At 69.5% G+C, this 25148-nt stretch carries 27 protein-coding genes; 15 read left to right on the top strand and 12 right to left on the bottom strand.

Going from position 1 to position 25148, the window contains the following annotated elements:
* Nucleotide 1: 1 nt before the first annotated feature.
* Nucleotides 2-439 carry an Hsp20 family protein gene (locus AC6EUL_RS17115; RefSeq protein ID WP_056214570.1) on the bottom strand — a complete coding sequence of 146 codons (438 nt, stop codon included), beginning with the start codon at nt 437-439 and terminating at the stop codon, nt 2-4.
* Nucleotides 440-1021: 582 nt separating this feature from the next.
* Between AC6EUL_RS17115 and AC6EUL_RS17110 the strand changes: the two genes are divergently transcribed.
* The 7 genes from AC6EUL_RS17110 (at nt 1022) to AC6EUL_RS17080 (ending at nt 5142) form a co-directional block, all read left to right on the top strand.
* Nucleotides 1022-1423 (top strand): Tat pathway signal protein, encoded by a 402-nt coding sequence (locus AC6EUL_RS17110; RefSeq protein WP_244472724.1) that lies wholly within the window; start codon nt 1022-1024, stop codon nt 1421-1423.
* Between the two features lie 60 nt (nt 1424-1483).
* On the top strand, nt 1484-2173 hold the full coding sequence (locus tag AC6EUL_RS17105; protein WP_056214567.1) for a MotA/TolQ/ExbB proton channel family protein: 690 nt from the start codon (nt 1484-1486) through the stop codon (nt 2171-2173).
* 118 nt (nt 2174-2291) lie between these two features.
* The gene (tolR, locus tag AC6EUL_RS17100) at nt 2292-2786 is read left to right on the top strand and encodes a protein TolR (protein WP_056275214.1); all 495 of its coding nucleotides are present in this window, start codon (nt 2292-2294) and stop codon (nt 2784-2786) included.
* 3 nt (nt 2787-2789) lie between these two features.
* Nucleotides 2790-3890 (top strand): TonB family protein, encoded by a 1101-nt coding sequence (locus tag AC6EUL_RS17095; protein ID WP_056214558.1) that lies wholly within the window; start codon nt 2790-2792, stop codon nt 3888-3890.
* A 21-nt stretch (nt 3891-3911) separates the two neighbouring features.
* Nucleotides 3912-4442 carry a metallophosphoesterase family protein gene (locus tag AC6EUL_RS17090; RefSeq protein WP_499871505.1) on the top strand — a complete coding sequence of 177 codons (531 nt, stop codon included), beginning with the start codon at nt 3912-3914 and terminating at the stop codon, nt 4440-4442.
* A gap of 158 nt (nt 4443-4600) precedes the next feature.
* Complete coding sequence (locus tag AC6EUL_RS17085) at nt 4601-4912, top strand: hypothetical protein (protein ID WP_056275209.1); 312 nt, start codon at nt 4601-4603, stop codon at nt 4910-4912.
* An 89-nt stretch (nt 4913-5001) separates the two neighbouring features.
* Nucleotides 5002-5142 (top strand): hypothetical protein, encoded by a 141-nt coding sequence (locus AC6EUL_RS17080; RefSeq protein ID WP_200941248.1) that lies wholly within the window; start codon nt 5002-5004, stop codon nt 5140-5142.
* Nucleotides 5143-5160: 18 nt separating this feature from the next.
* On the opposite strand, the gene AC6EUL_RS17075 is transcribed toward AC6EUL_RS17080, so the two are convergent.
* On the bottom strand, nt 5161-5406 hold the full coding sequence (locus AC6EUL_RS17075) for a hypothetical protein (protein ID WP_056381226.1): 246 nt from the start codon (nt 5404-5406) through the stop codon (nt 5161-5163).
* A gap of 173 nt (nt 5407-5579) precedes the next feature.
* On the opposite strand from AC6EUL_RS17075, the gene flaF reads away from it, so the two are divergent.
* On the top strand, nt 5580-5939 hold the full coding sequence (gene flaF / locus AC6EUL_RS17070) for a flagellar biosynthesis regulator FlaF (RefSeq protein WP_056214542.1): 360 nt from the start codon (nt 5580-5582) through the stop codon (nt 5937-5939).
* An 82-nt stretch (nt 5940-6021) separates the two neighbouring features.
* Here the strand turns inward: flaF and AC6EUL_RS17065 are convergent, their stop codons facing one another.
* The gene (locus AC6EUL_RS17065; RefSeq protein WP_056381225.1) at nt 6022-6429 is read right to left on the bottom strand and encodes a flagellar biosynthesis repressor FlbT; all 408 of its coding nucleotides are present in this window, start codon (nt 6427-6429) and stop codon (nt 6022-6024) included.
* A 243-nt stretch (nt 6430-6672) separates the two neighbouring features.
* Between AC6EUL_RS17065 and AC6EUL_RS17060 the strand changes: the two genes are divergently transcribed.
* The gene (locus AC6EUL_RS17060) at nt 6673-8337 is read left to right on the top strand and encodes a flagellin N-terminal helical domain-containing protein (protein WP_056214534.1); all 1665 of its coding nucleotides are present in this window, start codon (nt 6673-6675) and stop codon (nt 8335-8337) included.
* Nucleotides 8338-8452: 115 nt separating this feature from the next.
* On the opposite strand, the gene AC6EUL_RS17055 is transcribed toward AC6EUL_RS17060, so the two are convergent.
* The 5 genes from AC6EUL_RS17055 to AC6EUL_RS17035 all read right to left on the bottom strand — a co-directional run bounded on the left by AC6EUL_RS17055 (nt 8453) and on the right by AC6EUL_RS17035 (nt 11949).
* Nucleotides 8453-8848, bottom strand: coding sequence for a hypothetical protein (locus tag AC6EUL_RS17055; RefSeq protein ID WP_056381221.1), 396 nt, complete (start codon nt 8846-8848; stop codon nt 8453-8455).
* 148 nt (nt 8849-8996) lie between these two features.
* Nucleotides 8997-10109, bottom strand: a complete 1113-nt coding sequence (gene modC / locus AC6EUL_RS17050; RefSeq protein WP_056214526.1) for a molybdenum ABC transporter ATP-binding protein — start codon at nt 10107-10109, stop codon at nt 8997-8999.
* Nucleotides 10110-10113: 4 nt separating this feature from the next.
* Nucleotides 10114-10827: a molybdate ABC transporter permease subunit gene (modB, locus tag AC6EUL_RS17045; protein WP_499871500.1), complete on the bottom strand. Its 714-nt coding sequence runs from the start codon at nt 10825-10827 to the stop codon at nt 10114-10116.
* A 10-nt stretch (nt 10828-10837) separates the two neighbouring features.
* Entirely contained in the window at nt 10838-11659 is an 822-nt protein-coding gene (modA, locus tag AC6EUL_RS17040; RefSeq protein WP_499871498.1) for a molybdate ABC transporter substrate-binding protein, read from the bottom strand.
* Between the two features lie 86 nt (nt 11660-11745).
* Nucleotides 11746-11949, bottom strand: a complete 204-nt coding sequence (locus AC6EUL_RS17035; protein WP_156389705.1) for a hypothetical protein — start codon at nt 11947-11949, stop codon at nt 11746-11748.
* 131 nt (nt 11950-12080) lie between these two features.
* Here AC6EUL_RS17035 and AC6EUL_RS17030 point away from each other — a divergent pair, with 131 nt between their 5' ends.
* The 5 genes from AC6EUL_RS17030 to AC6EUL_RS17010 all read left to right on the top strand — a co-directional run bounded on the left by AC6EUL_RS17030 (nt 12081) and on the right by AC6EUL_RS17010 (nt 19327).
* Nucleotides 12081-13019 carry a 50S ribosomal protein L11 methyltransferase gene (locus AC6EUL_RS17030; RefSeq protein WP_056275201.1) on the top strand — a complete coding sequence of 313 codons (939 nt, stop codon included), beginning with the start codon at nt 12081-12083 and terminating at the stop codon, nt 13017-13019.
* 22 nt (nt 13020-13041) lie between these two features.
* Nucleotides 13042-14868 carry an aminopeptidase P family protein gene (locus AC6EUL_RS17025; protein ID WP_499871496.1) on the top strand — a complete coding sequence of 609 codons (1827 nt, stop codon included), beginning with the start codon at nt 13042-13044 and terminating at the stop codon, nt 14866-14868.
* A 154-nt stretch (nt 14869-15022) separates the two neighbouring features.
* Complete coding sequence (locus AC6EUL_RS17020; RefSeq protein WP_499871494.1) at nt 15023-17200, top strand: protein-disulfide reductase DsbD family protein; 2178 nt, start codon at nt 15023-15025, stop codon at nt 17198-17200.
* A 138-nt stretch (nt 17201-17338) separates the two neighbouring features.
* Complete coding sequence (locus AC6EUL_RS17015) at nt 17339-18571, top strand: MFS transporter (RefSeq protein ID WP_499871492.1); 1233 nt, start codon at nt 17339-17341, stop codon at nt 18569-18571.
* Nucleotides 18572-18748: 177 nt separating this feature from the next.
* Nucleotides 18749-19327 carry a hypothetical protein gene (locus tag AC6EUL_RS17010; protein ID WP_499871490.1) on the top strand — a complete coding sequence of 193 codons (579 nt, stop codon included), beginning with the start codon at nt 18749-18751 and terminating at the stop codon, nt 19325-19327.
* A 24-nt stretch (nt 19328-19351) separates the two neighbouring features.
* Here the strand turns inward: AC6EUL_RS17010 and tolB are convergent, their stop codons facing one another.
* From tolB to tolQ, 4 genes are all read right to left on the bottom strand, one after another.
* Entirely contained in the window at nt 19352-20671 is a 1320-nt protein-coding gene (gene tolB, locus AC6EUL_RS17005; protein WP_056214500.1) for a Tol-Pal system beta propeller repeat protein TolB, read from the bottom strand.
* Between the two features lie 165 nt (nt 20672-20836).
* Nucleotides 20837-22288: a cell envelope integrity protein TolA gene (gene tolA, locus AC6EUL_RS17000; protein ID WP_499871487.1), complete on the bottom strand. Its 1452-nt coding sequence runs from the start codon at nt 22286-22288 to the stop codon at nt 20837-20839.
* Nucleotides 22289-22299: 11 nt separating this feature from the next.
* Nucleotides 22300-22746: an ExbD/TolR family protein gene (locus AC6EUL_RS16995; protein ID WP_056214495.1), complete on the bottom strand. Its 447-nt coding sequence runs from the start codon at nt 22744-22746 to the stop codon at nt 22300-22302.
* 27 nt (nt 22747-22773) lie between these two features.
* A complete protein-coding gene (tolQ, locus tag AC6EUL_RS16990; RefSeq protein ID WP_056214491.1) occupies nt 22774-23490 on the bottom strand; it encodes a protein TolQ in 717 nt (238 codons plus the stop codon).
* Between the two features lie 394 nt (nt 23491-23884).
* Here tolQ and AC6EUL_RS16985 point away from each other — a divergent pair, with 394 nt between their 5' ends.
* Nucleotides 23885-25138 carry a methyl-accepting chemotaxis protein gene (locus AC6EUL_RS16985; protein WP_499871484.1) on the top strand — a complete coding sequence of 418 codons (1254 nt, stop codon included), beginning with the start codon at nt 23885-23887 and terminating at the stop codon, nt 25136-25138.
* Nucleotides 25139-25148 lie beyond the last annotated feature (10 nt).

Raw genomic sequence — 25148 nt, 5'->3', positions numbered from 1 at the left:
ATCAGGCCTCGTCGCGGGACGCGATGGCAATCTTCCGGACGATTCTGTCCGGCTCCGGCCGAGTCAGGTCGATCGACAAGAGACCGTTCGAGAGATCGGCGCCCATCACCTCCATCCCGTCCGCGAGCAGAAATGCGCGCTGGAACTGACGCGCAGCGATACCGCGGTGCAGGAACTGCCGGGTCTTGTCGTCCACCTGCCGGCCACGCACCACCAGTTGGCTCTCCTCGAGCATCACGTCGAGCTGATCGCGGGTGAACCCCGCGACAGCCAGAGTGATGCGAAGGCGCTCCGGCTGATGCTCGGTCCGCGCCAGACGCTCGATATTGTAAGGCGGATACCCATCGTTGGCGGCCTTCGACACCCGGTCGAGAGCCTGTTCGATCTCATCGAATCCGAGGAGAAAGGGATGTCCGAACGGAGAGGGCCGAGTCGTCACGAACGCATATCCTTCCAGCGAAGCCCGAAACAGAGTTTCATGAGGCACTTCGGTGATCGGGGCCCGCCTTCGCAGCACCCCTCCCGGCATTCGATCGCCGGTCATCGCGATATGGAGGCGGGCTCGGAACGCATCAAGGGCGAGGCCGCCCCGACACATTGCCCCATCAGCCTCCGAGCACCCGTTAGCCCCTGAGGGCTCAGGCGCTTTCGGCATCCAAAGGCGGGACGGTTCGGCAGATCGCAAGCTAGACCGCTTCGGTGTCCCGAGTAACAGTTTGGAATTCCTCTGATATTCCGCCCTGCGCTTGATCTGCGGTCGCGTCCTCGGATATGCCCACCCCGCGTAGGGCAGTCCCTGGATCGCGGTTCTCAGACGGCGCGCCGGGGTGCTCACCGAAATCGATGCCGGGCCAAGCAGGGCTGTCGAGACATCCTGTCGAGACAGGCGATCGCGCTGGGATCTGGTTGCGTCGCGCTGAGCGACGGTACTTTAGCGGGAGTGCGCGGCGTGAGCGAAGACGGGTCCTTGCGTAGGAATAAGACCATCGTGGCGAAGCATGTCGTTGCCGGCCTTGCGTCCCTGGCGATACTCACGAGCCTTGCCGCACCGGTCACCGCGCAGGACGGCAAGACCGCGCCGATCAAGCTGGAACTCAATCGCCTGGAACCCGCCGGCGACGCCTGCCGCACCTATCTTCTCGTGGACAATAGCCGCGGCCCAGCGTTGAAATCCCTGAAGGTCGACCTGTTCGCCTTTGATACCGAAGGCATCGCCCAGAAGCGCTTGTCCGTGGAGCTGGGACCGGTGCAAGACCGCAAGACGATGGTCCGCCTCTTCGACTTCCCGGGGATCGCCTGCCCAAAGATCGGTCGCCTGCTCCTCAACGACGTCCTGGCCTGCGAGGGCGGCGAGGCCAGCCGTGAGACCTGCCTCGACCGCATTGAGACCGAGAGTAAGACCTCCGCGGCCTTCGTGCGCTGATCAGCGCATTCGAGATCCGATATCGAAGCCCGCACACCGTACGCACTGAGAGAGACCATCATGGACCCGACCGCAGCGCAGGCCGAAGTCACGCACGACTTTTCCTTCATCGGACTGTTCCTGCAGGCGGATCCGATCGTGAAGGGCGTGATGATCCTCCTCGTAATCGCCTCGATCGCGTGCTGGACCGTCGTCTTCGAAAAGATCGTCCGGATTGCCGCCGCCAAGCGTCAAGCCAAGGCGTTCGACGTGCTGGTGCGGTCCGGTGGAGCGCTCGAATCATCCGGCGGCGGCATGGACGCTCAGATCATGGGAGCGGCCGCAGAGGCTTGGCGGGATCAGGATTCCAGCGAGACCCGGGCCGAGCGGCGCGACCGCATCGAGCGCGCGATGCGCGCGGCCCTGACCAGCCGGATCAAGCGTCTGCAAACCGGCCTGCCTCTCCTGGCCACCGCTGGCTCGACGGCGCCCTTCATCGGGCTGTTCGGGACGGTCTGGGGCATCATGAATTCCTTCTCGTCCATCGCCAAGAGTCAGGACACCTCGCTGGCGGTGGTCGCCCCAGGGATCGCCGAAGCCCTGTTCGCCACGGCCATCGGCCTCATCGTCGCGATCCCTGCCGTGATGGCCTACAACAAGCTTATCAACGATGTCAGTCGGATCCAGTCCAGTTTCGTCTCCAGCATCGGCATTCTCGGCAATCGCCTCGCCCGCGACCGAGCCGTGCATGGCCGTGCCGCCGCCGAGTGAACGCTCCTACCTGACCAAGGCACGCTCCGGCGCCGCGCGAGCGCCGATTCCTGACAGCAACCTGTGCGGCGGACCGGCCTGATCGCCCTTCGCCCTGGCCCTGGAGGGCCGCTTCACGATGGCAATGGGTTCGATCCGCGCCGGCGGCAGCGATGACGATGATGGTCTCGACGCAGCGCCGATGTCCGAGATCAACGTCACCCCGATGGTCGACGTTATGCTCGTGCTGCTGATCATCTTCATGGTGGCCGCTCCCCTGATGACCACGGGCGTGCCTGTGCAGTTGCCCAAGACCACCGCCCAGAAAGTCGCCCAGGCCAAGAAGCCGCTCGAGATCTCCATCGACAAGGACGGCAGGCCCTACCTCGCCAAGGAAGAACTCACGCCGGATGCGATCCTGCCCCGCCTGCGCGCATTGGCGGCCCAGGACCCGACCCAGGTGATGCTGGTGCGTGGCGACCGCGACGTGCCCTATGGCAAGATCATGGAGGTGATGGGCCTCGTCGGCCAAGCCGGCTTCACGAAGGTCTCGTTGATCGCCCAATCGCCCGGCGGTGCGCTGCCCGCTTCGCCGGCCGCCGCTCCGGCCCCTGTCAGCGGAACGCCGCAGTAATCCATGAACGCCCTGCATCCCAATAGCGCCTTCGCGACACCGGTCGAACCGGAACAGCGCGGTCCGTCCGGGCTCGCCGCGGCGTTCCTCGTTGCGCTGGCCCTGCACCTCGCAGCGCTGGTCGGCATGGCACTGTTCGGCACGGCGCCAACCGCGCCTCCGGGCGAGAATATCGTGACGATCGATCTCGCCCCGCAGATGACAGAGGCGAACACCCAGGCGCCCGCCGAGCAGGCAGCCCAGGCACCCGCCCCGCCTGAAGCGAATCCGGTGGAAACGCCAGAGGCGGTTCCGGTCACGAAACCTCTTGAGACGACCGAGGTGGCGCCGCCCGAAGCCACCGTCCCGCCGCCGCCGGACGCGGCACCGATCGCCCCCGAAGCCACCACCATGGCCGAGCCGCCTGAGGCACCGGTCACGCCTCCGACCGAAGCGGTCGTCGAACCGCCGCCCGAGGATCAGGTCATCACCTCGACGGGACAGGAAGCGCCCGCCCTGGCGCCGCCCCCGCCCACGATCGCGGAGGCTCCCAAGCCTTTAGAGGTGGAGAAGCCGAAGCCGGATATGGCCAAGATCCTCGAGGCCAAGCGTGAGGCGAAGCGGAAGGCCGATCGCGAGGCCCGCCTGAAGGTCGAACAGGAGGAGCGCCGCGAGGCCATCGCCGAGGCCCGTCGCGAAGCTGCCAAGGAAGCCAAGGCAAAGGCTGCCAAGGAGGCTGCACGCCGCGCGGCGGCCGCGGCGAGCGAAGGGCGTGCCCAGCAGAATTCGGCTTCCGCTTCGCGGCAGAGCAGTGCGGGCTCAGCCGCTGGCGGGAACGATCCGAATGCGCTCAGGGCATGGCAAGGCATGCTGAGCTCGGCGATCCGGGGGCGAATGAACGCGAATGCGGCGGCTGGCACCAGCGGCGGCGTGGCCGTCGTTCGGTTCACGGTGTCCCGCTCCGGTCAGGTGCTGAGTTCGGGGCTGGCGAGCAGCAGCGGGGTCGGCGCCATCGACAGCGCGGCCTTGGCGACCGTTCGTGGCTCACTCCCCGCAGCACCCGCCGGGATCAGTCTGAGCAGCCTCGCCGTTACCGTGCCGCTGCGCTTCAGTCCCGGACGCTGATCGCGGCGCGGGCAGCCAACTGTGGCCGTGTGGTTCACCAGCGACACGCATTTCGGCGATCCGCGCATCCTGCGGATCGACAAGCGGCCCTACGCCGATCTTGCGACACACGACGCCGCACTCATCGCCGCCTGGAATGCGGTCGTCGGGCCCGAGGACGACGTCTGGCACCTTGGCGACTTCGCCCTCGGTTCCTCCGACAGCCGCATTGCCGCGATCCTGGGAAGCCTGTCAGGCACCAAGCACCTCATCATCGGAAACAATGACGGGGCCGGGACACTGCATGCGCCCGGATGGGCTACGATCGCCCATTATGCCGAGATTACCGTCGATGCGCGGCGCTTGGTACTCTGTCACTACGCGTTCCGGACTTGGAACGGAATCGGTCGCGGTGCCGTCAACCTGCACGGTCACTCGCACAACAAGTTGAAACCGATTCCCCGGCAGTACGATGTCGGTGTCGATGCGCAGGGCCCCGCCCCGATTTCCCTGGCCGCAATTCTGGTTTCCCGGCGCCGGCGGACGACGCCATGGGCCAGCGTGGAACCTTAACGACAGGTTCGCCGTTTCTGGAACCTGCACGCGATATGAGTGCTGCTCCTCCGATGCAATATCGGAGAGTTCAGTACTGATCTTGCGGACACTTTCGAACGCTCGATGAATTCTGTTCACCGGCGGCACGTCCAAGTGTCCCCATCTCAGGTGTCCCCATGCGTCAACCCCTTCAACTGACTCTTGCCGCCGGCCTCGTGATGGCTCTCGTGACGCCAGCCCTCGCCGCCCCCGCCTGTCTCGACGCGCAACGCAAGATCGATGAGGCCAATGCCCTCCGCTACCAGTTCCGTCAGGAGGCGCGGATCGGCCATCACGACCGTGCCTGTGACACCCTTGACGAGATCGGCGACCGTTATGCCGATGCGCGTGATGCCTTCGAGGACTGCGGCGCTGGCGTCGTCGCCATCGATCTGCGCAGCGAGTCGCGGGCTCTTCGGGCGGCCAAGCGCGCCAATCGTTGCGATTGATGGGGTGTGGGCCCGCACGCCCGCCCGCCACGCTTCGTTTCACTGTCAACCCGCACGCGACAGATGAGTCGCCGCCAAGGTCAGCCATCATGAACACCACCGCCGCCTTCGACCTGAAGACCACGGATCGCAGCTTCTCCACCGGCCCCTCCTTCGCGGCCGCCCTCTGCGGGTTCGTCAGCACCACCGTGGCGACCACGATGGTGATGTTCCTGATCAGCAGCCTCTGAGTCTTACGGATCGCTCGCTCACGGAGCGACGAACCAGAACCGTCGCTTTGAGAACAGCATGTCCGGTTGTCCTACCGTCGCGGTCTGACGGCATGGCGGATCTGGGCGAGAGGCCTCCGGCGTCTTCGCCGATGGCATCAACAGCGCAGTGGACACGGGAAAAAGGCCCAGCTTGGCCTGCACGACCGGTTGGCGGACGGCGGAAATCGTGACGAGCCCGACCAGCAATCCGCCCGCGACAGTGCCCAGAATGAAATTCATCATGGTGGCGGTAATCCAACACCCTGCGCGTGATCCGCGCGGGCGCGCGCTCTCCGTCGTCGCATATCCGGGCATGATTACGGCACGGCGTGATATTACGGTCCCTTAACAATCGGGTGCCTAAGTTCGGCCCGCGCCCCGAATCGGGTCTGCACACCTTGAGGGAGGATCGAGCGATGTCGTACGGGGCCAGCGCCTATGCCCGGGTTGCACAGACTGCACTGTCGCCGCGCGAGGCAGAGGCTGCCGTCTTGATCAAGGCTGCGACACGTCTGCAGGCGATCCAGACCGATTGGACCAATCAGTCCCCTGCCCTGAACGACGCCCTGAACTTCAATCAGAAGGTCTGGACCATCATCGCCGGAGCGGCCACGGCTCCCGAGAGCCCGTTGCCGGTCGAGATCAAGAACAACATCGCGGAACTCTCGACCTTCGTCTTCAAGCGGATGATCGACACGCTGATCGAACCGAGAGCCGAGAAGCTCTCTGCCCTCATCAGCATCAATCAGAACATCGCCGCCGGCCTGCGCATGTAGCTTCCGAACCGCAAGCCTCCATCGAAAGAGCCCGCCGCTGGGAAGCGGCGGGCTCTTTCGATTCAGCCTCGGTATCCCTGCCTCAACCGCGGGACGCCGCGGGCGGTGCCAGCCGCTCGGCCAGCGATTGCTCGTAGTGGATCAACTCCTTGCAGCGCTTCAGAGCACGATAAAGGTCGCGCTCGGCGATGAAATCATGGATGTCGCGCAGGTAGGGCGCCATGCTGGGCGCTGCCGCGATCAGGGCATTGGCCTGCGTGATGAAGAGATCCTCGGTCTCCGAGGTCACCTCGGCGAGGTACATTACCGTAAGGGTGAGATAGAGGCGCTTGCAGGCGGTGTCCGCCTCGCTCTCCAGGATGATGTCGCTCTCGCGCAGAAACTTCGTCACGGTCTCGATGACGAAGCTGGAACGCCGTGAGCCGTTGCGAATCGCGGTGCCCCCGATCAGCAGGCGTTCGAACGGCTTCAGTTCGATCTTCAGGGGCATGGCGATCCTCGTTGCGAACCTGACAGGTACAATGGTCGATCTTGGTTAACAGGACATCAAGGGCGATCCCGCCCTACATCATCAACACTTTGACAAAAAACATCTTTTTCAAAATCGACGGCAATTGATCTTTCCCGTCAAGCTTTCGTTCGACGCGTGTCTTAAGTCGATCGCAACGGATGGGTGCTCATGTGACCTTGCCTCCAAAAACGGAGGCGCACCGATCAGAATGGATCGAACAGCATGTCCTCAGGCATCACCCTTACCGCCGCGACCCGCCAGAACCTGCTCTCGCTGCAGGGCACGGCCGACCTTCTCTCCAGCACCCAGAACCGGCTCTCGACCGGCAAGAAGGTCAACTCGGCCCTCGATGACCCGACGAGCTTCTTCACCTCGCAGTCGCTGTCCGGCCGCTCGGGCGATCTCGGCTCTCTCCTCAACGGCATTTCGAACGGCGTCCAGACCATTCAGGCCGCCAACCAGGGTATCACCTCGATCCAGAAGCTGGTCGATTCCGCAAAGTCCACCGCCAACCAGGCACTGGCCGACAAGAGTGCTGTCTCCAGTGGAACCCCTGCTACTGCCGCAATCCTCACAGCGGTGACTGGCTTTCAGGGCACCACCACGGCTGCCACCGATGGTACGCAAGACTTTTCGGGCACCCGCAACGCCACTTTCACTCTTGGTGACGGGACCAACGCCACCACGATCACGCTTGATGCAACGACTCTGAGCGGTGTTACCAGCAATGTTGCGAAAGCGACTGCCGACGACGTTGTGAAGGCGATCAACAATCAGCTTGCCAACGATACGACCAATCCGGCAGCGGTCTCCGCGTCCAAGACCACCGACGGTCGTATTGTCTTCACCTCGACGGCAACGGGTTCGGCAGCCTCCGCGGTTGTCACCAACACCGCTGGCAACGAAGTGGATATCGGGTTCGGCACGGCGGTCGCTGCGCAGACTGCCACGGGTGCCGCTGCTAAGAGCACGGCAACCGCTGCGATCGCAGTTGCCAATACGGCTGTAGCGACGACCCTTGATCTCTCCGGCGCCAACACGGCTGCGTTCAACATCCAGTTGGGCAGCGGTCCGACCAAGACTATCACGGTGGCGGCAGGTGCGACACCCGCTGCGACGACGAAGACCGAGATCCTTGCTTCGATCAACAGCCAGCTTTCATCTGATACTGGCTTCAAGGGCCAGGTCACTGCAAGCTTCGACACCAACAACAAATTGACCTTCACGTCGACTGCAACCGGCTCATCTCAGAAGATTACCATCGACAACTCCGCCGGCGGCAACACGGACCTCGGCTTCGGCGTTGCTGGTACCACGACCAAGGCTGTCGTCGCCTCGGGCTCTGGTTCGGCCAGTGGTACGAACTCTACCCGGACTGCGCTGGCCAAGCAGTTCAACGACCTGTTGACCCAGATCACGCAGCAGGCCCAGGACTCCAGCTACAACGGTATCAATCTGCTGTCCCGCTCGGGCAGCGATCCAAGTGAGAACTCGCTGAAGGTTACTTTCAATGAGACCGGTTCTTCGAGTATCACGATTGCCGGCGCGAAGCTCGACGCCGATGGTCTGGGTCTCAACTCCATCACCGGCGGCTTCCAGTCGGATGATGAGATCAACTCGGCCCTGACGGCCATCACTGCCGCCACCAGCCAGCTTCGCGCCCAGTCCTCGACCTTCGGCTCGAATCTCACGGTGGTGCAGAACCGTCAGGATTTCTCGAAGAACCTGATCAACATCCTCGACACCGGCTCGGCCAACCTGACGAACGCGGACCTCAACGAGGAAGCCGCCAACTCGCAGGCCCTGTCGACCCGCCAGTCGATCGGCATCTCGGCCCTCTCGCTCGCCAACACGGCGCAGCAGGGCATCCTGCAGCTCCTCCGCTAAGGGGAAGCCGGCCGCCGGCCTTCGGGCCGGCGGCTTTTTTCTGATTCGAGTGGACGTCAAAAGAGAAGGCCGGGGCGCACCGCCCCGGCCTTCTCTTCGTTTCGCTCGCTGCAGCTCAGGCGGTACGGTCGAAGGGGCGGGCCACGGGCTTGGCGCGGGCCTCGGCGGCCTCCGCATAGGCGCGGGCCTTGAGCACCACCGGGTCGGGCAGCTGCACCACGACGTCGCCAGAATTCGGATCCACCTCTTGGTAGACCACCGCCTTGGTGTCCTGGTCGATCCGGATGCGTGGCTCCATCACGGTCTGGGTCGCCTTCGCGTCCTGCTCGGACGTGGGCGTCCGGACGGTGCCGGCGCGCGGATCGGCTCCCGGGTCCTGGCTGCGAATCTCCACCCGCACGGCCGGTGCGAGGGGCGCCGGGGCCTGAACGGGCTGAACCGGGGGACTGGGAGCCGGCGTGGCGCCGGTGACGCGGGCCGGAAGCACGGCGCCGAGGCTAGTGATCGACATGGCACGCTCCTGTTCGCGGCTTTCGCGGTCTCCAGCCAGACAAGGCTTGCGGCGTGAATGGGATCTTAAGGAATCGGTTCCGCCACCGGCTTCTTGGCCGACAGGCTCAAGGCAATGCCAAGGCGACGCATCGAATCTTAACGATCGGTCAGATCTCGACGGCGCCGGCCGCCCGTCCCATCCCGTGCGGATCGAAGGCGACGCTCTTGACGATGGCGAAGACCGGCCGTCCGGGGACGAGGCCGAGTTCGTGCACGGAGGCGCGGGTCAGGCGTGCGGAGAGCACGGCGCCGCCGCAATCCACCTCCACCAGCACCGTGCCGTCCGCCTGAGGATGCAGGGCAAGGACTTGCCCGCTCAGGCGATTTCGGGCGCTCAAGCCGATGGGCTCGTCGAGGGAGAGCAGGACGTCGCGGGCGGGAACGTGGACGCGGATGCCGGTGCCGACCGCCCGATTGAGGCGCGGCACGAGGAGGCGCCCGGCCCGCCCGGAGAGGAGCGTCAGGCCGGAATTCGGGGCGTCGGCCTCCACCACCATGTCGAGGAGGGCGCCGGCTTCGGCCGCGTGGAAGGCCCCGAGATCGCCCCGGCGCAGGATGCCCTCGGCGGGTCCGGCGGCAGCGACGCGGCCCCCTTCGAGCACCACGATGGTGTCGGCGAGGCGCGCCACCTCGGGCACCGCATGGCTGACGTATACCAAGGGGATCGCGGCCACGTCACGCAGGCGCTCGATCAGCGGCAGGATCTCGGCCTTGCGCTCGGCATCGAGGGCGGCGAGCGGCTCGTCCAGGAGCAGGAGGCGGGGCCGCGACAGCAGCGCCCGGCCGATCGCCACGCGCTGGCCCTCGCCGCCGGAGAGACCGGCCGGCCGCCGGTCGAGGAGGTGGCCGATGCCCAGGAGCGCGATGACCGCCTCCGGTTCCAGGCCGGCTCTGTCCCGGCGGCCGCGGGCGAACCAGCGCCCGTAGGCGAGGTTCTGCCGGACCGAGAGGTGGGGCATCAGCCGCGCCTCCTGGAAGACGGTGCCGATGCGGCGGCGATGGGCGGGCACCGCGCGGCCGCGCTCGGTGTCGAGCAGGGTCTCGCCGTCGAGGGCGATCCGACCCCGGTCGGGCCGGGCCAGACCGGCGAGGCAGGCGATCACCGTGCTCTTGCCCGAGCCCGAGCGGCCGAACAGGGCGGTAAGGCCCGGCGGAGCGGTGAAGGCCACGTCGAGGCGGAAGGCGCCGCGCGCCAGGGCAAGATCGACCGCGAGCGTCATCGGCTCACCCCGCCCCGATCCGGCGCCCGACCCGGCGGGCCAGGAGTTCGGAGACCAGGAGGGCCGCCATCGAGATCGCCACGGAGACCAGGGTGAGGCGCAGGGCCCCCGCCTCCCCGCCGGGCACCTGGGTCAGGGAGTAGATCGCCGAAGGCAGGGTCTGGGTCTCCCCGGGAATGTTCGACACGAACGTGATGGTGGCGCCGAATTCGCCCATCGCCTTCGCGAAGGCCAGCACCGCGCCGGCCAGGACCCCCGGCAGGGCGAGGGGCAGCGTCACGGTGAGGAAGACCGCGCAGGGTCCGGCGCCGAGGGTCGCGGCGGCCTGCTCGACGCGGGCATCGACGGCCTCCAGGGAGAGGCGCATCGCCCGCACCATCAGGGGAAAGCCCATCACCGCGCAGGCGAGCGCCGCCCCGGTCCAGCGGAACGAGAGGACGATGCCGAGATCGGCCAGGACGGTCCCGAAGGTCCCGCGCCGGCCGAAGGCCAGGAGCAGGAGGTAGCCCGTCACCACCGGGGGCAGGATGAGGGGGAGATGGACCAGCCCGTCGAGGAGCGCCCGTCCGGGGAAGCGCCGACGCGCCAGCACCCAGGCGACGGCCAGCCCCGGGCCGAGGCTCGCCAGGGTGGCGACCCCGGCCACGCGCAGGCTGAGGGCGATGGCGGACCATTCCTCCGGCGAGAGGCCGAGCCGGTCCAGGATCGCGGCGCTCAAGGCCGGACGATCAGGTCCGGTCCTCGGCGCCGATCACCGAGAAGCCCTGGCGCTCGAAGAACACCCGGGCGGCGGGGCTGCGCAGGTAGGCGAGAAGCGCGGCCGCATCCGGGTTGGTCGACTCCTTCGTGAGTGCCACCGGATAGATCACCGGCGGGTGGCTCGCGGCCGGGAAGGTGGCGACCACCCGGACGCTGGGGTCGGAGACCGCGTCGGTGGCGTAGACGATGCCGAGCGGCGCCTCGCCGCGGGCCACGAGCAGGAGGGCCGCCCGCACGTTCTCGGCCTGGGCGAGGCGGTCCTTCACGCCCTCCCAGGCGCCGAGAGTCTCCAGCGCCGCCTTGCCGTACTTGCCGGCCGGGACCGCCGCGACGTTGCCCATGGCGATGCGACCGTCGCCCAGCGCCTTGGCGAAGGTCGCGGCGAGGTCGGGGCCGGGCTTGAGCGCCAGGGCCACGGGGGAGTCCTTGGGGGCGATCAGCACGAGGGCGTTGCGCAGGAGGTTCGAGCGGGTGCCCGGCTTGAGGCCGTCCTTGCCCGCCACGTCGTCCATCCAGGCGAGATCGGCCGAGAGGAACAGGTCGGCCGGCGCCCCGGCCTCGATCTGTTTGGCCAGCGCGCTGGAGGCCGCGTAGGAGATCCGGGCGGTCTTGCCGGTCTCCGTCGTCCAGGCGGCGGTGGCCGCGTCGAGGGCGTTCTTCAGGCTGGCGGCGGCGAAGACCACCACGGGGGCTTCGGCCCGCACGGGTATTTCGGCCCGCGCCGGCGCCACGCCGGCCCAGATCGCCAATCCCAGCACCGCCCCGAGCCATGTCCGCCGCGTCGGAATCATCGATCAGCCCTTCGTCTGCGGCCGGCACGACCCGGGAGAGGCCGGCGGCGCCGGAGCCGCCATAGCACGGATCGGGACGGGGCTCGTCAGGCGCCCCGCTCCTCGTCCTCGACGGGCGGACGCTCCGAGCGGTGCAGACGGCTCAGGAGCACCAGCATCGGTCCGGGCAGGGGTCCCGTCAGCGTCTCGGCATCGGTGAAGCCCCCGCGATCGCGCACGAGGCGACGGCGGGCCTTGGACTTTTCCGCGAGAACGACCGGGGTTCGTCCGCCGGCTCTTCTGATTTTCATACGCACAACGCACGCTCCGACATCGACGCGAGCCTGGAGAAGCCACAGCAAACGCGGATCCGGCGGTTCCGTTCCGGCCAAGCTTGCGCGCGAGGTGGCGGCGGGACGTCGCGGGTGGTAGAGCCCCGATCATGCTCGAAGGCCTGCCTCCCCACCGTCCGACCCATGTGCTGCGCCTCCTCACCGACGAGGGGTCGGCGCGCGCGATGACCGACCTCCTCGGCGAGATGTTCGACCCGACCCAGACGGCCGTGGCCGCCTTCGAGGCCGAGGACGGCCGGACCTGGCGGCTCGAGGCCTACTTCGCCGATGCGCCCGACGAGGCGATGATCCGCGACCTGATCCGCCCTGTGGTCGGCGCGCAGGCGGACGTCGCCACCTTCGAGACCATCGACCAGCAGGATTGGGTGCGCGCCTCCCTGGAGGGCCTGAAGCCCGTGCGGGCCGGCCGCTTCCTCGTCCACGGCAGCCACGACCGCGACACGGTCCGGGCCAACGACCTCGCCATCGAGATCGAGGCGGCGCTGGCCTTCGGCACCGGCCATCACGGCACGACGCTGGGCTGCCTCCGGGCCTTCGCGGGGATCCTCAAGCGCGGGCGCCCGGCCCACGTGCTCGACGTCGGCACCGGCACCGGCATCCTCGCCTTCGCGGCGGCGAAATACCTGCACACGCCCGTCATCGCCGGCGACCTCGACCCGGAGGCGGTGACCACCGCCATCGGCAATGCCCGCCTCAACGGCCTCGGGCCGGTCCTGCGGCTCTACCAGGGGCCGGGGGTGCGCCACCCCCTCGCCGACCGGCCGCGCCGCTTCGACGTGGTCTTCGCCAACATCCTGGCGCGGCCCCTGAAGGGGCTGGCGCCCTCGCTGACGGCGGTCGTCGCCGACCGCGGCGTGCTGATCCTCTCCGGCCTCATCGAGCGCGACGTGCCGGGCGTCCTCTCCACCTATCGGCACCGGGGCTTCCACCTCGCCCGGCACGGGCTGATCGAGGGCTGGGCGACGCTGGTGCTCACGCGCGGCGGCGCGGCGGCGCGCCCGCGCCGGACGCGGTTGCGGCCCCTCTGAGCCCGGCGTAACCCTGGGCGCCATGACCCGCGCCCGCTTCCAGACCTTCGACGATCCGAGCCACCGCCACGGGGCCGACCGCATCCGGGCCCTGCGCGCGGCCCTGCGCGACGCCGGCCTCGACGGCTTCGTGGTGCCCCGCGCCGACGAGCACCAGTCCGAATACGTGCCGCCCCAGGCCGAGCGCCTGGCCTGGCTCACGGGCTTCACCGGCTCGGCCGGCACCGCCGTGATCCTGTCCGAAGAAGCCGCCCTCGTCGTCGACGGGCGCTACACCCTGCAGGCGCCGGCCCAGGTCGACACCGCCCTCATCACCCCGGTGGCCCTGGCCGAGACCAGCGTCGCGGCCTGGATCGGCGCCCACATCAAGGCCGGCCAGGTGCTGGCCTACGATCCCTGGCTGCACACCCCCGACAGCGTGGCGCGCCTGGAGCGCGCGGTGTCCAGGGCCGGCGCGCGCCTGCAGGCGGTGGACCGGAACCCCGTCGACGCGGTCTGGACCGACCGGCCGGGGCCGCCGGCAGGGCCCGTCGTCGCCCATCCGCCGGAGCTCGCCGGCGCGTCCGCAGCGGACAAGCTCGCCCGCATCCGCACGGCCCTGGCCGAGGCGGACGACGCCGCCCTGGTGATCTCCGATCCGCACAACCTCGCCTGGGCGTTCAACCTGCGCGGCAGCGACGTGGCCCACACCCCCCTGGCGCTGGGCTACGCCCTGGTGCCGCGGGACGGCCGCGCGGCCCTCTACCTGACCTCGCCCGCCGTGAGCCCGGAGCTGCGCGCCGCCCTCGCGCCGCTCGCCGACCTCCACCCGCGCGCGGCCTTCGCGGACGGCCTCGCGGCGCAGGCGGCGAACGCCGCGCGCCTGCGCCTCGACGCCGCCACCGCCGCGTACGCCCTCAAGCAGCGGGTCGAGGCGGCCGGAGGCGTCGCCGATCTCGGCCCCGACCCGATCACGGCCATGAAGGCGGTGAAGAACGCAGCGGAGATCGCCGGCACCCGGGCGGCGCATCTGCGCGACGGCGTCGCCGTGACCCGCTTCCTCGCCTGGCTCGCGGACCAGGGCGAGACGCTGACCGAGATCGCCGCCGTGGAGGCCCTGGAGGATTTCCGCGCCGCGGGCGGCCTGCTGCGCGACGTCTCGTTCCCGACGATCTCCGGCAGCGGCCCCAACGGCGCCATCGTCCATTACCGGGTCAGCCGCGAGACCGACCGGCGCATCCGGCCCGGGGAGCTGTTCCTGGTGGATTCCGGGGCGCAATACCGCGACGGCACCACCGACATCACCCGGACGGTGGCGATCGGCACGCCCTCCGAGGCGATGCGCGACCACTTCACCCGCGTGCTCCGGGGGCATATCGGCATCGCCCGGGCGGTGTTTCCGAAGGGCACGACCGGCGCGCAGATCGATGCCTTCGCCCGCCTGCCCCTCTGGGAGGCCGGCCTCGACTTCGACCACGGCACCGGCCACGGCGTGGGGTCCTTCCTGTCGGTGCACGAGGGGCCGCAGCGCATCGCCAAGACCGGAACGGTCGCCCTCGAGCCCGGCATGATCCTCTCCAACGAACCGGGCTACTACCGGCCCGGCGCCTACGGCATCCGCCTGGAGAACCTCGTCCTGGTCGAGGTCCGCGACGTGCCCGGCGGCGAGCGCCCGATGCTCGGCTTCGAGACCCTGACGCTGGCGCCCTTCGACCGTCGCCTGATCCGCCCCGAGCTCCTGAGCCCGGAGGAGACGGCCTGGATCGACGCCTATCACGCCCGCGTGCGGGAGGCGCTGGAACCGGACCTCGACGGGGCGACGCGGGCCTGGCTGGCGGCGGCGACCCGGCCGATGGCGGCGTCGGTCTGACCCCGGCCCGGCCGGAGCGCCGGACGGCCCTTGCGACCATCCTGCGCCTTTCGGCGGCGCGGAAAGGCGGGGACAAGGGATCTCGCGGCTTCGGGATTTTGCGCTCCGGCCGAACGGACGTAACCTGCCCGCCTCCATCTCCGAACAGGATTCTATGATCCGGCTTCTCGCCCTGGCGCTCGCGCTGTTCGGCCTCGCTCTGCCCACCGCCTCCGCGCAGGGCTTCAAGGTGCCGGCCGACCTCGTGAAGGCGAGCCTCGTCGGGGAGCCCGCCGCGATCCGGCCGGGCGAGCCCTTCACGGTGGGGATCCGCCTGGTGATGCGGCCGCACTGGCACGTCTACTGGCGCAATCCCGGCGATTCCGGCTTGGCTCCGGAGGTCGCCTGGACGCTGCCGCCCGGGTTCTCGGCGGGGCCGATCCAGTGGCCGAGCCCGAGCCGCATCCCGGTCGCCCACCTGATGAACTACGGCTACGAGGGCGAGGCCGTCCTCCTGGCGCAGGTGACCCCGCCGGCCACGCTGGCCTCGGCCAAGCCGGTGACGCTCCAGGCCAAGCTGACCTACCTCGTCTGCGAGCGCGAATGCGTGCCGGGCTCGGCCGAGCTGCGCCTGACCCTGCCGGTGGCGCAGACCGGCACCAGCACCGGCATCGCGCCCGGATCGATGATGCTTTTCGAGGCCGCCCGCGCGGCCCTGCCCGCGCCCGCCCCCTGGCCGGTGCGCTACGGCGCCGAGAACGGGCGTCTGCAGGTGCACCTCGCCGCGCCGGCCGGGCTCGCGGCGTCCGACGTCGCCTACTTCCCTTATGCGGAGGCCGCCATCGAGAACGCGGCGCCCCAAGAGGCGCGCAGCGACGCGGATGGGCTGCACATCGACCTGGCCCGCGGCGACGCCACCGCAGCGGCCCCCGCGACCCTGCCGGGGGTGCTGACCTTCGCGGAGGCGACGCCGGACGGACCCGTGCGCCGCGCCTACGCCGTCGGGGAGGCCCCGGACGCCACCGCCGTCGCGACGGCCTCGGCCGCGACCACGAACGCGACGATGGCGCCCACACCCGCGCAGGTCCCGGCCGAGAGCCTGACCCTCTGGAGCGCGGCCGGCCTCGCCTTCCTGGGCGGCCTCCTCCTCAACCTGATGCCCTGCGTCTTCCCGGTCCTGTCCATCAAGGTCCTGAGCCTCGTGCGGCATTCCGGCGAGCCGGCGGGCCGGGTCCGGCTGCACGGCCTCGCCTACACGGCGGGCGTGCTCGCGTCCTTCCTGGCCCTCGCCGGCCTGCTGATCGCCCTGAAGGGCGCCGGCGCCGGCATCGGCTGGGGCTTCCAGCTGCAATCGCCCCTGGTGGTGGCGGGCCTCGCCTACCTGCTGCTCGCCATGGGACTCAGCCTGTCGGGCGTCGTCCATCTCGGCGCCGGCATCGCGGGCCTCGGGGACGGCCTAACCCGGCGGGCCGGCCTGGAAGGCTCGTTCTTCACCGGAATCCTCGCCACCGTGGTGGCCACCCCCTGCACCGCCCCCTTCATGGGCTCGGCGGTGGGCTTCGCCCTGACCCAAGAGGCCGGCGTGAGCCTCGCGGTCTTCGCGAGCCTCGGCCTCGGCCTCGCCCTGCCCTTCCTCGCGCTGACGATCTGGCCCGCGGCCCTGCGGCGGCTGCCCCGCCCCGGCGCCTGGATGGACACCCTGAAGGGGGCGCTGGCCTTCCCGATCTACGCCACCGTGGCCTGGCTGGTCTGGGTGCTGTCGCAGCAGGTGGGCTCGGCCGGGCTCCTCGCCGCCCTGGTCGGCCTCGTCCTCGTGGGTCTCGCCGCCTGGGCCTGGGAGCGGGGACACGGGGCCGGCCCGGCCGGCACCTGGGTCGCGCGCGGCACCGCCGTGGCGGCGCTCGCCGCCCTCGCGATCCTCACCCTCGGCCTCGACCGGGACCGGGCGGGGGCCGACGCCGCGCAGGCCGATGGCAGCGCCTTCACCCAGGCGCGCCTCGACGGGCTCCTGGCCCAGGGCAAGCCGGTCTTCGTGAACATGACGGCGGCCTGGTGCATCACCTGCCAGGTCAACGAGCGCGTGGCCCTGCGCGCCGAGGCGGTCCAGGCCGGGCTGAAGGCGCGGGGCATCACCGCCCTCAAGGGCGACTGGACCAACCAGAACCCGGAGATCACCCGCCTGCTGGAGCGCCACGGCCGCAGCGGCGTCCCGCTCTACCTCCTCTACGCCGGTGCGGGCGAGCCCACGGTCCTGCCCCAGATCCTCACCCCCGGCCTGGTGCTGGAGGCCCTGCAGGCGGTGCCCCTCGCGGCCGCGGATCGGAGTGCGGCCCTGACCGAAGTGCGACCCTGACCGAAGTGCGGCGCTGACGAAGGTCTCCGCCGGCGGGCCGGTCGCGCCGCGGACGGTCGAGCCCCGTGGCTGCACGGTTCAGTCCGCCCCGTCATCCTTGCGCTTGACGCGCAAACCGCCCTGCCCCAGCACGGCCGCATGAGCACCGATGCCGCGCCGCGCTGGGACGTCTTCCGCAACGGCGATTTCCGCCTCTTCGGAGCGGCCCGCTTCCTCACCGGCCTCGCCTTCCAGATGCAGGCGGTGGCGGTGGGGTGGTTCGTCTACGACATCACCCGCTCGGCCCTGGCCCTGGGCCTCGTGGGCCTGGCGAGCTTCCTGCCCGCCATGCTCTCGGCCCTGGTGACGGGCCACGTCGCCGACACCTACGACCGCCGCCGCGTGGCGGCCCTGGCCTACGCGACCCTGGCGTCGGCGGATCTCGGCCTGCTCCTGGCGGCCTGGCTCGGCACCACGACCCTGTGGCCGATCTACGGGCTCGTCGTCGTGATCGGCACCTGTCGCGCCTTCGCCAACCCAGCCCTGCAGGCCCTGCTGCCGACCCTGGTGCCCCGCCCCCTGTTCGGCTCGGCCGTCGCCTGGAACGCCTCGCTCTGGCAGAGCGCCTCGATCCTCGGCCCGGCCACCGGCGGCTTCCTCTACGCCCTCGGGCCGGCGGTGGTCTTCGGGGCGGCCGCCGTGAGCTTCGCGCTCGCCAGCGCCCTCATCCTGGCGATCCGGTTCCGGCCCGCCCCCATCGCCGAGCGCCCGCCCGTGACCTGGGAGACCCTCTCGGCCGGCCTGACCTACATCCGCACGCATCCGGTGGTGCTCGGCGCCATCAGCCTCGACCTCGTGGCGGTGCTCCTCGGGGGCGCCACCGCCCTCCTGCCGATCTTCGCGGCGGAAGTGCTGCACGTGGGCCCCCTCGGCCTCGGCGTCCTGCGCAGCATGCCGGCGGCCGGTGCCGTGCTCACCGCGATCGCCCTCGCCTACCGGCCACTGCAGCGCCGGGCCGGCCTGCGCATGCTCCAGGCCGTGGGGATCTTCGGCCTCGCCACGGTGGGCTTCGGCCTCTCGACCTCCCTGCCCCTCTCCATGGCCTGCCTGTTCGTCACGGGGGCGGCCGACATGATCAGCGTGTTCGTGCGCCAGACCTTCGTGCAGGGCGAGACGCCCGATTCCATGCGCGGCCGGGTCTCAGCGGTGAACTCGGTCTTCATCGGCGCCTCGAACGAACTCGGCGAGTTCGAATCCGGCACCCTGGCGGCCCTGATCGGGGCCGTCCCGGCCGTGGTGGCGGGCGGCCTCGCCACCCTCCTCGTCGCGGCGCTCTGGGACCGGGTGTTTCCCGCGCTGCGGGCCCGGGACCGGCTCGTGCCGGCGGAGTGAAGGGCGGATCTATCCCTTAGCCGCCCGATTCGCTGCACACCAGGGATAAAGCCTGCGTAAACAGTGCCTTACACGATGTCTCGGAGCCCCGTTGCCGATCCATCGCGCCGGCACGGCCGAGCTTTTCGACATGACAGCGGCCTGCACGCAGGCGTAGAAATCCTGCAGGAGGCTGCAATGGCTGACATCAAGGTGGTGGCCGGAAATTGCGGAAAAGGCAGAGGCACCTATGAGTCGGGCGTTCTGACCAGCCCGGACGGTGTCGAGCGCTCCGTCGAGAGCATCCTCGCCGTCGAGGCGCACGGAGAAATCGCGGGCACCCGGAACTGGGGCGGGCAACTTCTCGAAGGTCTGAAGGGAAGTCTCGCCCTCGCATCGAACATCGATCTGAGCGGCACGGCGCTGCTCGCCGCGACCGCCCTGACCTCGGTGTCGGCCGAGGAATCCCAACCTCAGACGCTGCTGGAAATCACGTTCCAGGACGCAGGCCTGCTGATCGCCCTGGCCGACCCGCGGCTTCCGGCGCTGATCAGCAACGATCGGGAAGTACTGCGACGGGGGTTCGCTCGGGCCTCACAGCGGGTGACCCCGACGGTCGACGGACCGGGACACGCGGATTCGTCCCTGGCGACGACGGCGAGCGAGGCGGCTCAGGCGGCAGTCGGTGCCGTTCAGGCCGTGACCGGCGCCGCCGGCGCATCGCTGAGCTCGGCTTTCAGCTTCGTGCGCCGAACCACGGGCTACGAGCGCGGCTGACACGGCCGCCGCGCGCGTCCCGTCCTACTTCCCCGACAGCAGCGGCGACCAAGTCGGGTCCGAGGCGTAGGACGGGGTCGGGACCGGCTGCTCCACCTTGCCGGTGATGTCGACCATGTAGAGCTTGCCGCCGCCCTGGCCGCCCGGATCGCGGAAGAACAGCACGTACTGGCCGTTCGGCGCGAAGGTCGGGCCCTCGTTGTGGAAGCCTTCCGTGAGCACGCGCTCGCCCGTTCCGTCCGGCTTCATCACGCAGATGGCGAAGCCGCCCTTGCGCTGGCGCGTGAAGGCGATGAGGTCGCCGCGCGGCGACCAGGCCGGCTGCGAGGCGGAGCCCTCGCCGAAGGAGAGGCGGGTGGGCGTCCCCCCCGAGGCGCTCATGACGTAGATCTGCTGCGAGCCGCCGCGATCGGACTCGAACACGATCTGGCTGCCGTCGGGCGAGAAGGTCGGCGAGGTGTCGATGGCATTGCCGTTGGTGACCGGCGTCTGCGCCTTCGAGGCGAGGTCCATGATGACGATGTCGGCGTTGCCGCCCTCCTGGACGCTCATCACGAGACGACGGCCGTCGGGGGAGAAGCGCGGGCTGGTGCTCATCGAGCCGGACTTGCCGAGGGCCTGCCGGCTGCCGGTCTCGAGGTTGATGACCTGGATGCGCGGCTGCTGGCCGGTGGTCTGGGTCATGAAGGCGATGTCCTGGGTCGCCGGCGAGTAGCGCGGCGCGACCACGGCGTTGTCGCCATTGGTGAGCGCCCGCACGTTGGCGCCGTCCTGGTCCATCACCATCAGGCGCTTGCGCCGGTTTTCCTTCGAGCCGGACTCGTCCACGAAGGCGATGCGGCTGTCGAACCAGGGGCCGAGGCCGGTGATCTTGGTGTAGACCGCGTCCGAGATGAGGTGGCCGGTGCGGCGCGCATTGGCCGGATCGGTGCCGTATTGCTGGCCGGTCATCTGCTGGCCCGAGGTGACGTCCCAGAGGCGGAACTCGACCTTGAGCTTGCCCGAGGCGTCACGCGCCACCCGCCCGGTGATCAGGGCCTGAACGCCCGCCGCCTTCCACTTCTCGAAACCCGGGACCGCATCGAAGCCCGGGGCCTCGGGGAACTTCGCTTTCTCGACGGGCGTGAAGTAGCCCGACCGGCGCAGGTTGTTCGTGACCACGCTGGAGACGAGGAGGCCCAGGCTCGGATCCCCCGAGAAATCCGTGACCGCGATCGGCATCGGCTGGAACGACCCGCCGCCGATGCGCAGGTTGAGCTGCGCCGCCGCCGGGTTCAGGCCGCACAGGACGAGGGCCAGGAGGGCGAGGAGCGACGTCAGGCCCTTGGGAAGACTGGGATGCATGATCGATTCCGTGGTCGTGGGAATGCGAGGATCGTCGATGTGGTCGGAGGGGAGCGTGGCTGCGGACCTGCGCCTGCCTTGGCGGATCGGGCCGAGGCCTTGCCTCGACCCCCGTGAACGCCGGGCATCCGCACGCTTCGACGCGGTCACGCTCCGACGGGCCTATCACACCCGCGAGAACTCGAACTCCGCGTTGATGGCTTTCCAGTCGTTGTAATACGGCGCGTACTGGGCCGGGATCTTGTAGGGCGCGCAGCGACGCACGGCGCGCTGAGCCGCCTCGGCGATCGATCGATCGACCGCGTTGGCGCCGCCCCGCATGATGCGCGGTTCGGAGGTCAGCGTGCCGTCCGGATTGAGCCGGATGTCGAGCATCGGCAGCACCACGCCTTGGGTGGCACCGGGCGGCGCCACGTAGCAGCGCTCGATCTGCTGCTGGAGCATGCCCACGAGGGCATCGCGCAGGGAGGGCGACAGGCGCTGGGCGTTGCCGGAGGCCGCGCCCAGGGATGCGGTGCGCTGCACCTCGCGGCCGGTGGCGCCGGTGGATTGCGAGGGCGCCTTCGAGGCGAGGAGCGAACGGATGTCGCCCGCGCTGAACTTGTCGGCGAGTTCGGCCTGCTTCTTGGCCTTCGCTTCCCCATCCGCCTTCGCCTTGGCGTCGGCCATCGCCTTGGCCTTCGCCTTGGCGGCGGCCTCGGCCTTGGCCTTCGCGGCGGCCTCGGCCTTGGCCTCGGCGTCCGCCTCCGCCTTGGCTTCGGCGAGCTCCTTCTGACGCTCGGCCTCCGCCTTGGCTTTCGCCTCCGCGACCGCCTTCGCCTTGGCCTCGGCTTCCTTCTCGGCCTTCGCCTCGGCGTCGGCCTTCGCCTTGGCCTCCGCCCGTGCTTTGCGGGCCGCCTCCGCCTTCGCCTCGGCCTTCGCAGCCTCGACCTTGGCGGCGGCTTCGGCCTTGGCCTCGGCTTCCGCCTCCTGCTTCTCGATGAGTTCGGCGAGTTGCTCGCGCTTGACGGCCTCGGCCTTGGCCTTCGCGGCGGCGGCGGCCTTGGCTTCGGCGGCCGCGGCCTTGGCTTCGGCGGCCGCGGCCTTGGCTTCGGCCGCCGCGGCTTTGGCCTCGGCAGCGGCGGCAGCCTTCGCCTCGGCGGCGGCGGCGGCCTTGGCTTCGGCGGCGGCCGCAGCCTTCGCGGCGTCCGCCTTCGCGGCCTTTTCCGCCGCTTCGGCCTTGGCCGCTTCCGCCTTGGCGGCTTCGGCCTTGGCGTCCTGCGGATCGGGCTCGCTGGAGCGCAGCGGCATCTCCTCGGCGCTCGCCACCTTCATGTCGGCGGGGCGCTTCGGCGGGGCCGGGGCATCGACCTTGGCGTTCTCGGGCTCGCGCTCCTCGAACTTCTCGGCGACGCGGTCGGCACGCGGCTTGGCGTTGGGCTGGGGCGCATCGGCGTTGCGCTCGCCCTTGGTCAGCTCCGAATATTGCTGCTCGGTCATCACCTCGACGGGCACGCCCTCCTGCGCGTCCGGCAGGGCGGGCGCCGCCACCGAGAGCAGGGCGACCGTCAGCAGGCCGACATGCGTCGCCGCCGAGACCCAGACGCCCGGTTCACTGCGCTTGAAGGGAATCCGCACCGCCGGGCCCGCTACTTCTGGTCCGGCTCGGTGACCAGAGCGACCTTCTTGAAGCCGCCGCCGGTCACGATCGCCATCACCTGGGCGACGCGGCCGTAATCGACCCGCTTGTCGCCGCGCACGAACACGCGCTCCTCGAAGCCGGCCTTCGAGCTCTCGGTGAGCTTCGGGACGATGGTGTCGTCGGAGAGTTCGCTCTCCCCGAGGAAGACCTGGCCCGACTGCCGGATCGACAGGGTCACGGGCTTGGTGTCGGAATTGAGCGGGCTCGCCTTGGATTGCGGCAGGTCGAGGGGCACGCCCACCGTCATCATCGGCGCCGCGACCATGAAGACGATCAGCAGCACGAGCACGACGTCGATGAACGGCGTCATGTTGATCTCGTTGATGGCCGCGTGCCGGCGTCCCCGCCGACGCCGTCCGCCGCCACCCTGCGCTGCTCCGTGGGCCATGCCCATGATCGTTCCTCGGGTGTGGGGGTGGGGTCAGGCGACGAGCGAGAGGCGCTCGTCGATCTGCCGCGAGAGGATGGCGGAGAACTCGTCGGCGAAGCCTTCGAGGCGCGACTGGTTCTTGGCCACCGTGGACTGCAGCTTGTTGTAGGCGAGCACCGCCGGAATGGCGGCGAACAGGCCGATGGCGGTGGCGAACAGCGCCTCGGCGATGCCCGGCGCCACCACAGCCAGCGAGGTGTTCTTGGAGGCGGCGATCGACGTGAAGGCGGTCATGATGCCCCAGACCGTGCCGAACAGGCCGATATAGGGACCGGCCGACCCGATGGAGGCGAGGAAGAGCAGGCGCGACTCGAGGCGCTCGACCTCGCGCTGGATCGTCACGTCCAGCACCTTGTCGATGCGCTGGGACAGGCTCTGGATCTGGCGCCCGGAGCCCTCGAAGGAGCGCTTCCACTCGCGCATCGCGGCCACGAACAGGGCGCCCTGCCCCACCGGCTGCCGGTCGTTGAACGAGCGATAGAGCTCCTCCAGGGAGCGGCCGGACCAGAAGGCCTCCTCGAAGGCGTCCATCTCGGCCTTGGTGCGCCGGAACAGGAGGGTCTTGTCGACGATGATCGACCAGCACCAGATCGAGGCCCCGATCAGCCCGAGCATCACGATCTTGACGACGAAATGCGCCTGCAGGAACAGGCCGAGCAGGGTCATGTCGGGGGCCGGCATCGCCTGCATGGCATCGGCTGGGTTCATGACATGATCCTCGAAAAACCCCGCGCGGAGCCGTCACGGAACCGGTGGTCCGTCCTGCGCGCTTCAACCGGAACTTTGAGCGATTTCAAGGCTCAATGGCCCGCGAATCTGTCGAAAGTATGAGCCGGCCGTGTGCAGTGCACCCGTCCGGCCCGAGGGCAGTTAAGCACCCGGCAGGGTTAACATTCCCTTGCGGCCCGCGCGGGCGGAGCCCCGGAGGGGGCCGAGGGATCGGGATGTCCGCCGCGCGTCCTCGGCGAACGCCGCCGGAGGACAACATTTGTCCAGAGGCTGAACACGAACGGCTCAACTGCGCTTTAACGAAATTTTAAGCATCATTACAGATAAAACTAGATCATTGCTATCGAAGACCGAATTCCGGCGGGTCGCTACGATGAAAACCCAGAGAACGATACTGGACGCATGGCGCCGCCCCCACGCCGAGAACCGGGCCAAGGTCTCGCCGCAGATGGATCTGGAAGCGGTCCTCGATGCGCTGCCGGTCAACGTGCTCGTCGTCGATCCCGTGAGCGCGAACATCACGTTCGCCAACCGGCGCAGCATCGAGACCATGCACGCGCTGCGGCAAGACCTGCCCCAGGACGTCGATCCCGACCGCATGGTCGGAACCTCGATGGATGTGTTTCACAAGACCCCCCAGCACCAGCGCAGCATCGTGGCGGACCCGTCGCGCCTGCCCTGGCACACGAAGATCCGCCTCGGCCCCAAGACGCTCGACCTGCATGTCTCGGCGGTGATGGCGCAGGGCGCCTACATCGCCGCCGTCCTGTCCTGGGCCGACGTGACACCGTTCGCCGACGCGATCACGGCCTTCGACGGGGCCATCCGGGCGGCCCTCGACGGCGCCGGCGGTGCCACCGACACCCTGCGCCACGCGGCCAACCAGGTCCTGGAGAAGACGGGCGAAACCTCCGCGGCCGCCGCGACGGCGTCGCGCGGCGCGTCCGGCACCTCGGCCAACGTCCGGACGGTGGCCCGCGCCGTCGAGGAACTCAACACCGCCAATGCCGAGATCACGCAGCAGATGGACCGCTCCCGGTCCGTGACGGGCGAGGCGGTGGAGGAGGCCCGCGAGGCGGTGACGCGCGTGCGCGCCCTCAGCGAGAATTCCGGCCATATCGGCCAGGTCGTCGGGATGATCGGGCAGATCGCCAGCCAGACCAACCTCCTCGCCCTCAACGCGACCATCGAGGCGGCCCGCGCCGGGCCGGCCGGACGCGGCTTCGCCGTCGTGGCCAGCGAGGTCAAGGAGCTCGCGGCCCAGACCGCCCGGGCGACGGACGACGTGTCCCGTCAGGTCGCGATGATCCAGGCCGCGACGACGTCCACGGCGTCCACCATCGAGCGCATCGCCGGCATCATCGGGAGGATCGACGAGAGCGCCATCTCCATCGGCTCGGCCGTCGAGGAGCAGTCGGCCACCGCCACCGAGATCCGCCGCAGCGTCGAGGAGGCCTCGGGCCGGACCGAGACGGTGAGTTCCAGCGTCGCCGCCGTCGCCACGAGCGCGACGGATTCGGCCGACGCGGCCCAGAGCATGCTGCGCGCGACCGCGGATCTCAATCGCGAGATCGAGGCGGTGGCGGGCGCGGTCAAGCTCTTCCTGGGCGAAGTCCGCAAGATCTGACGCGGACGCG

The sequence above is a fragment of the Methylobacterium sp. 001424705 genome (assembly GCF_059816145.1).
This window is presented reverse-complemented; position numbering and strand designations above follow the sequence as displayed.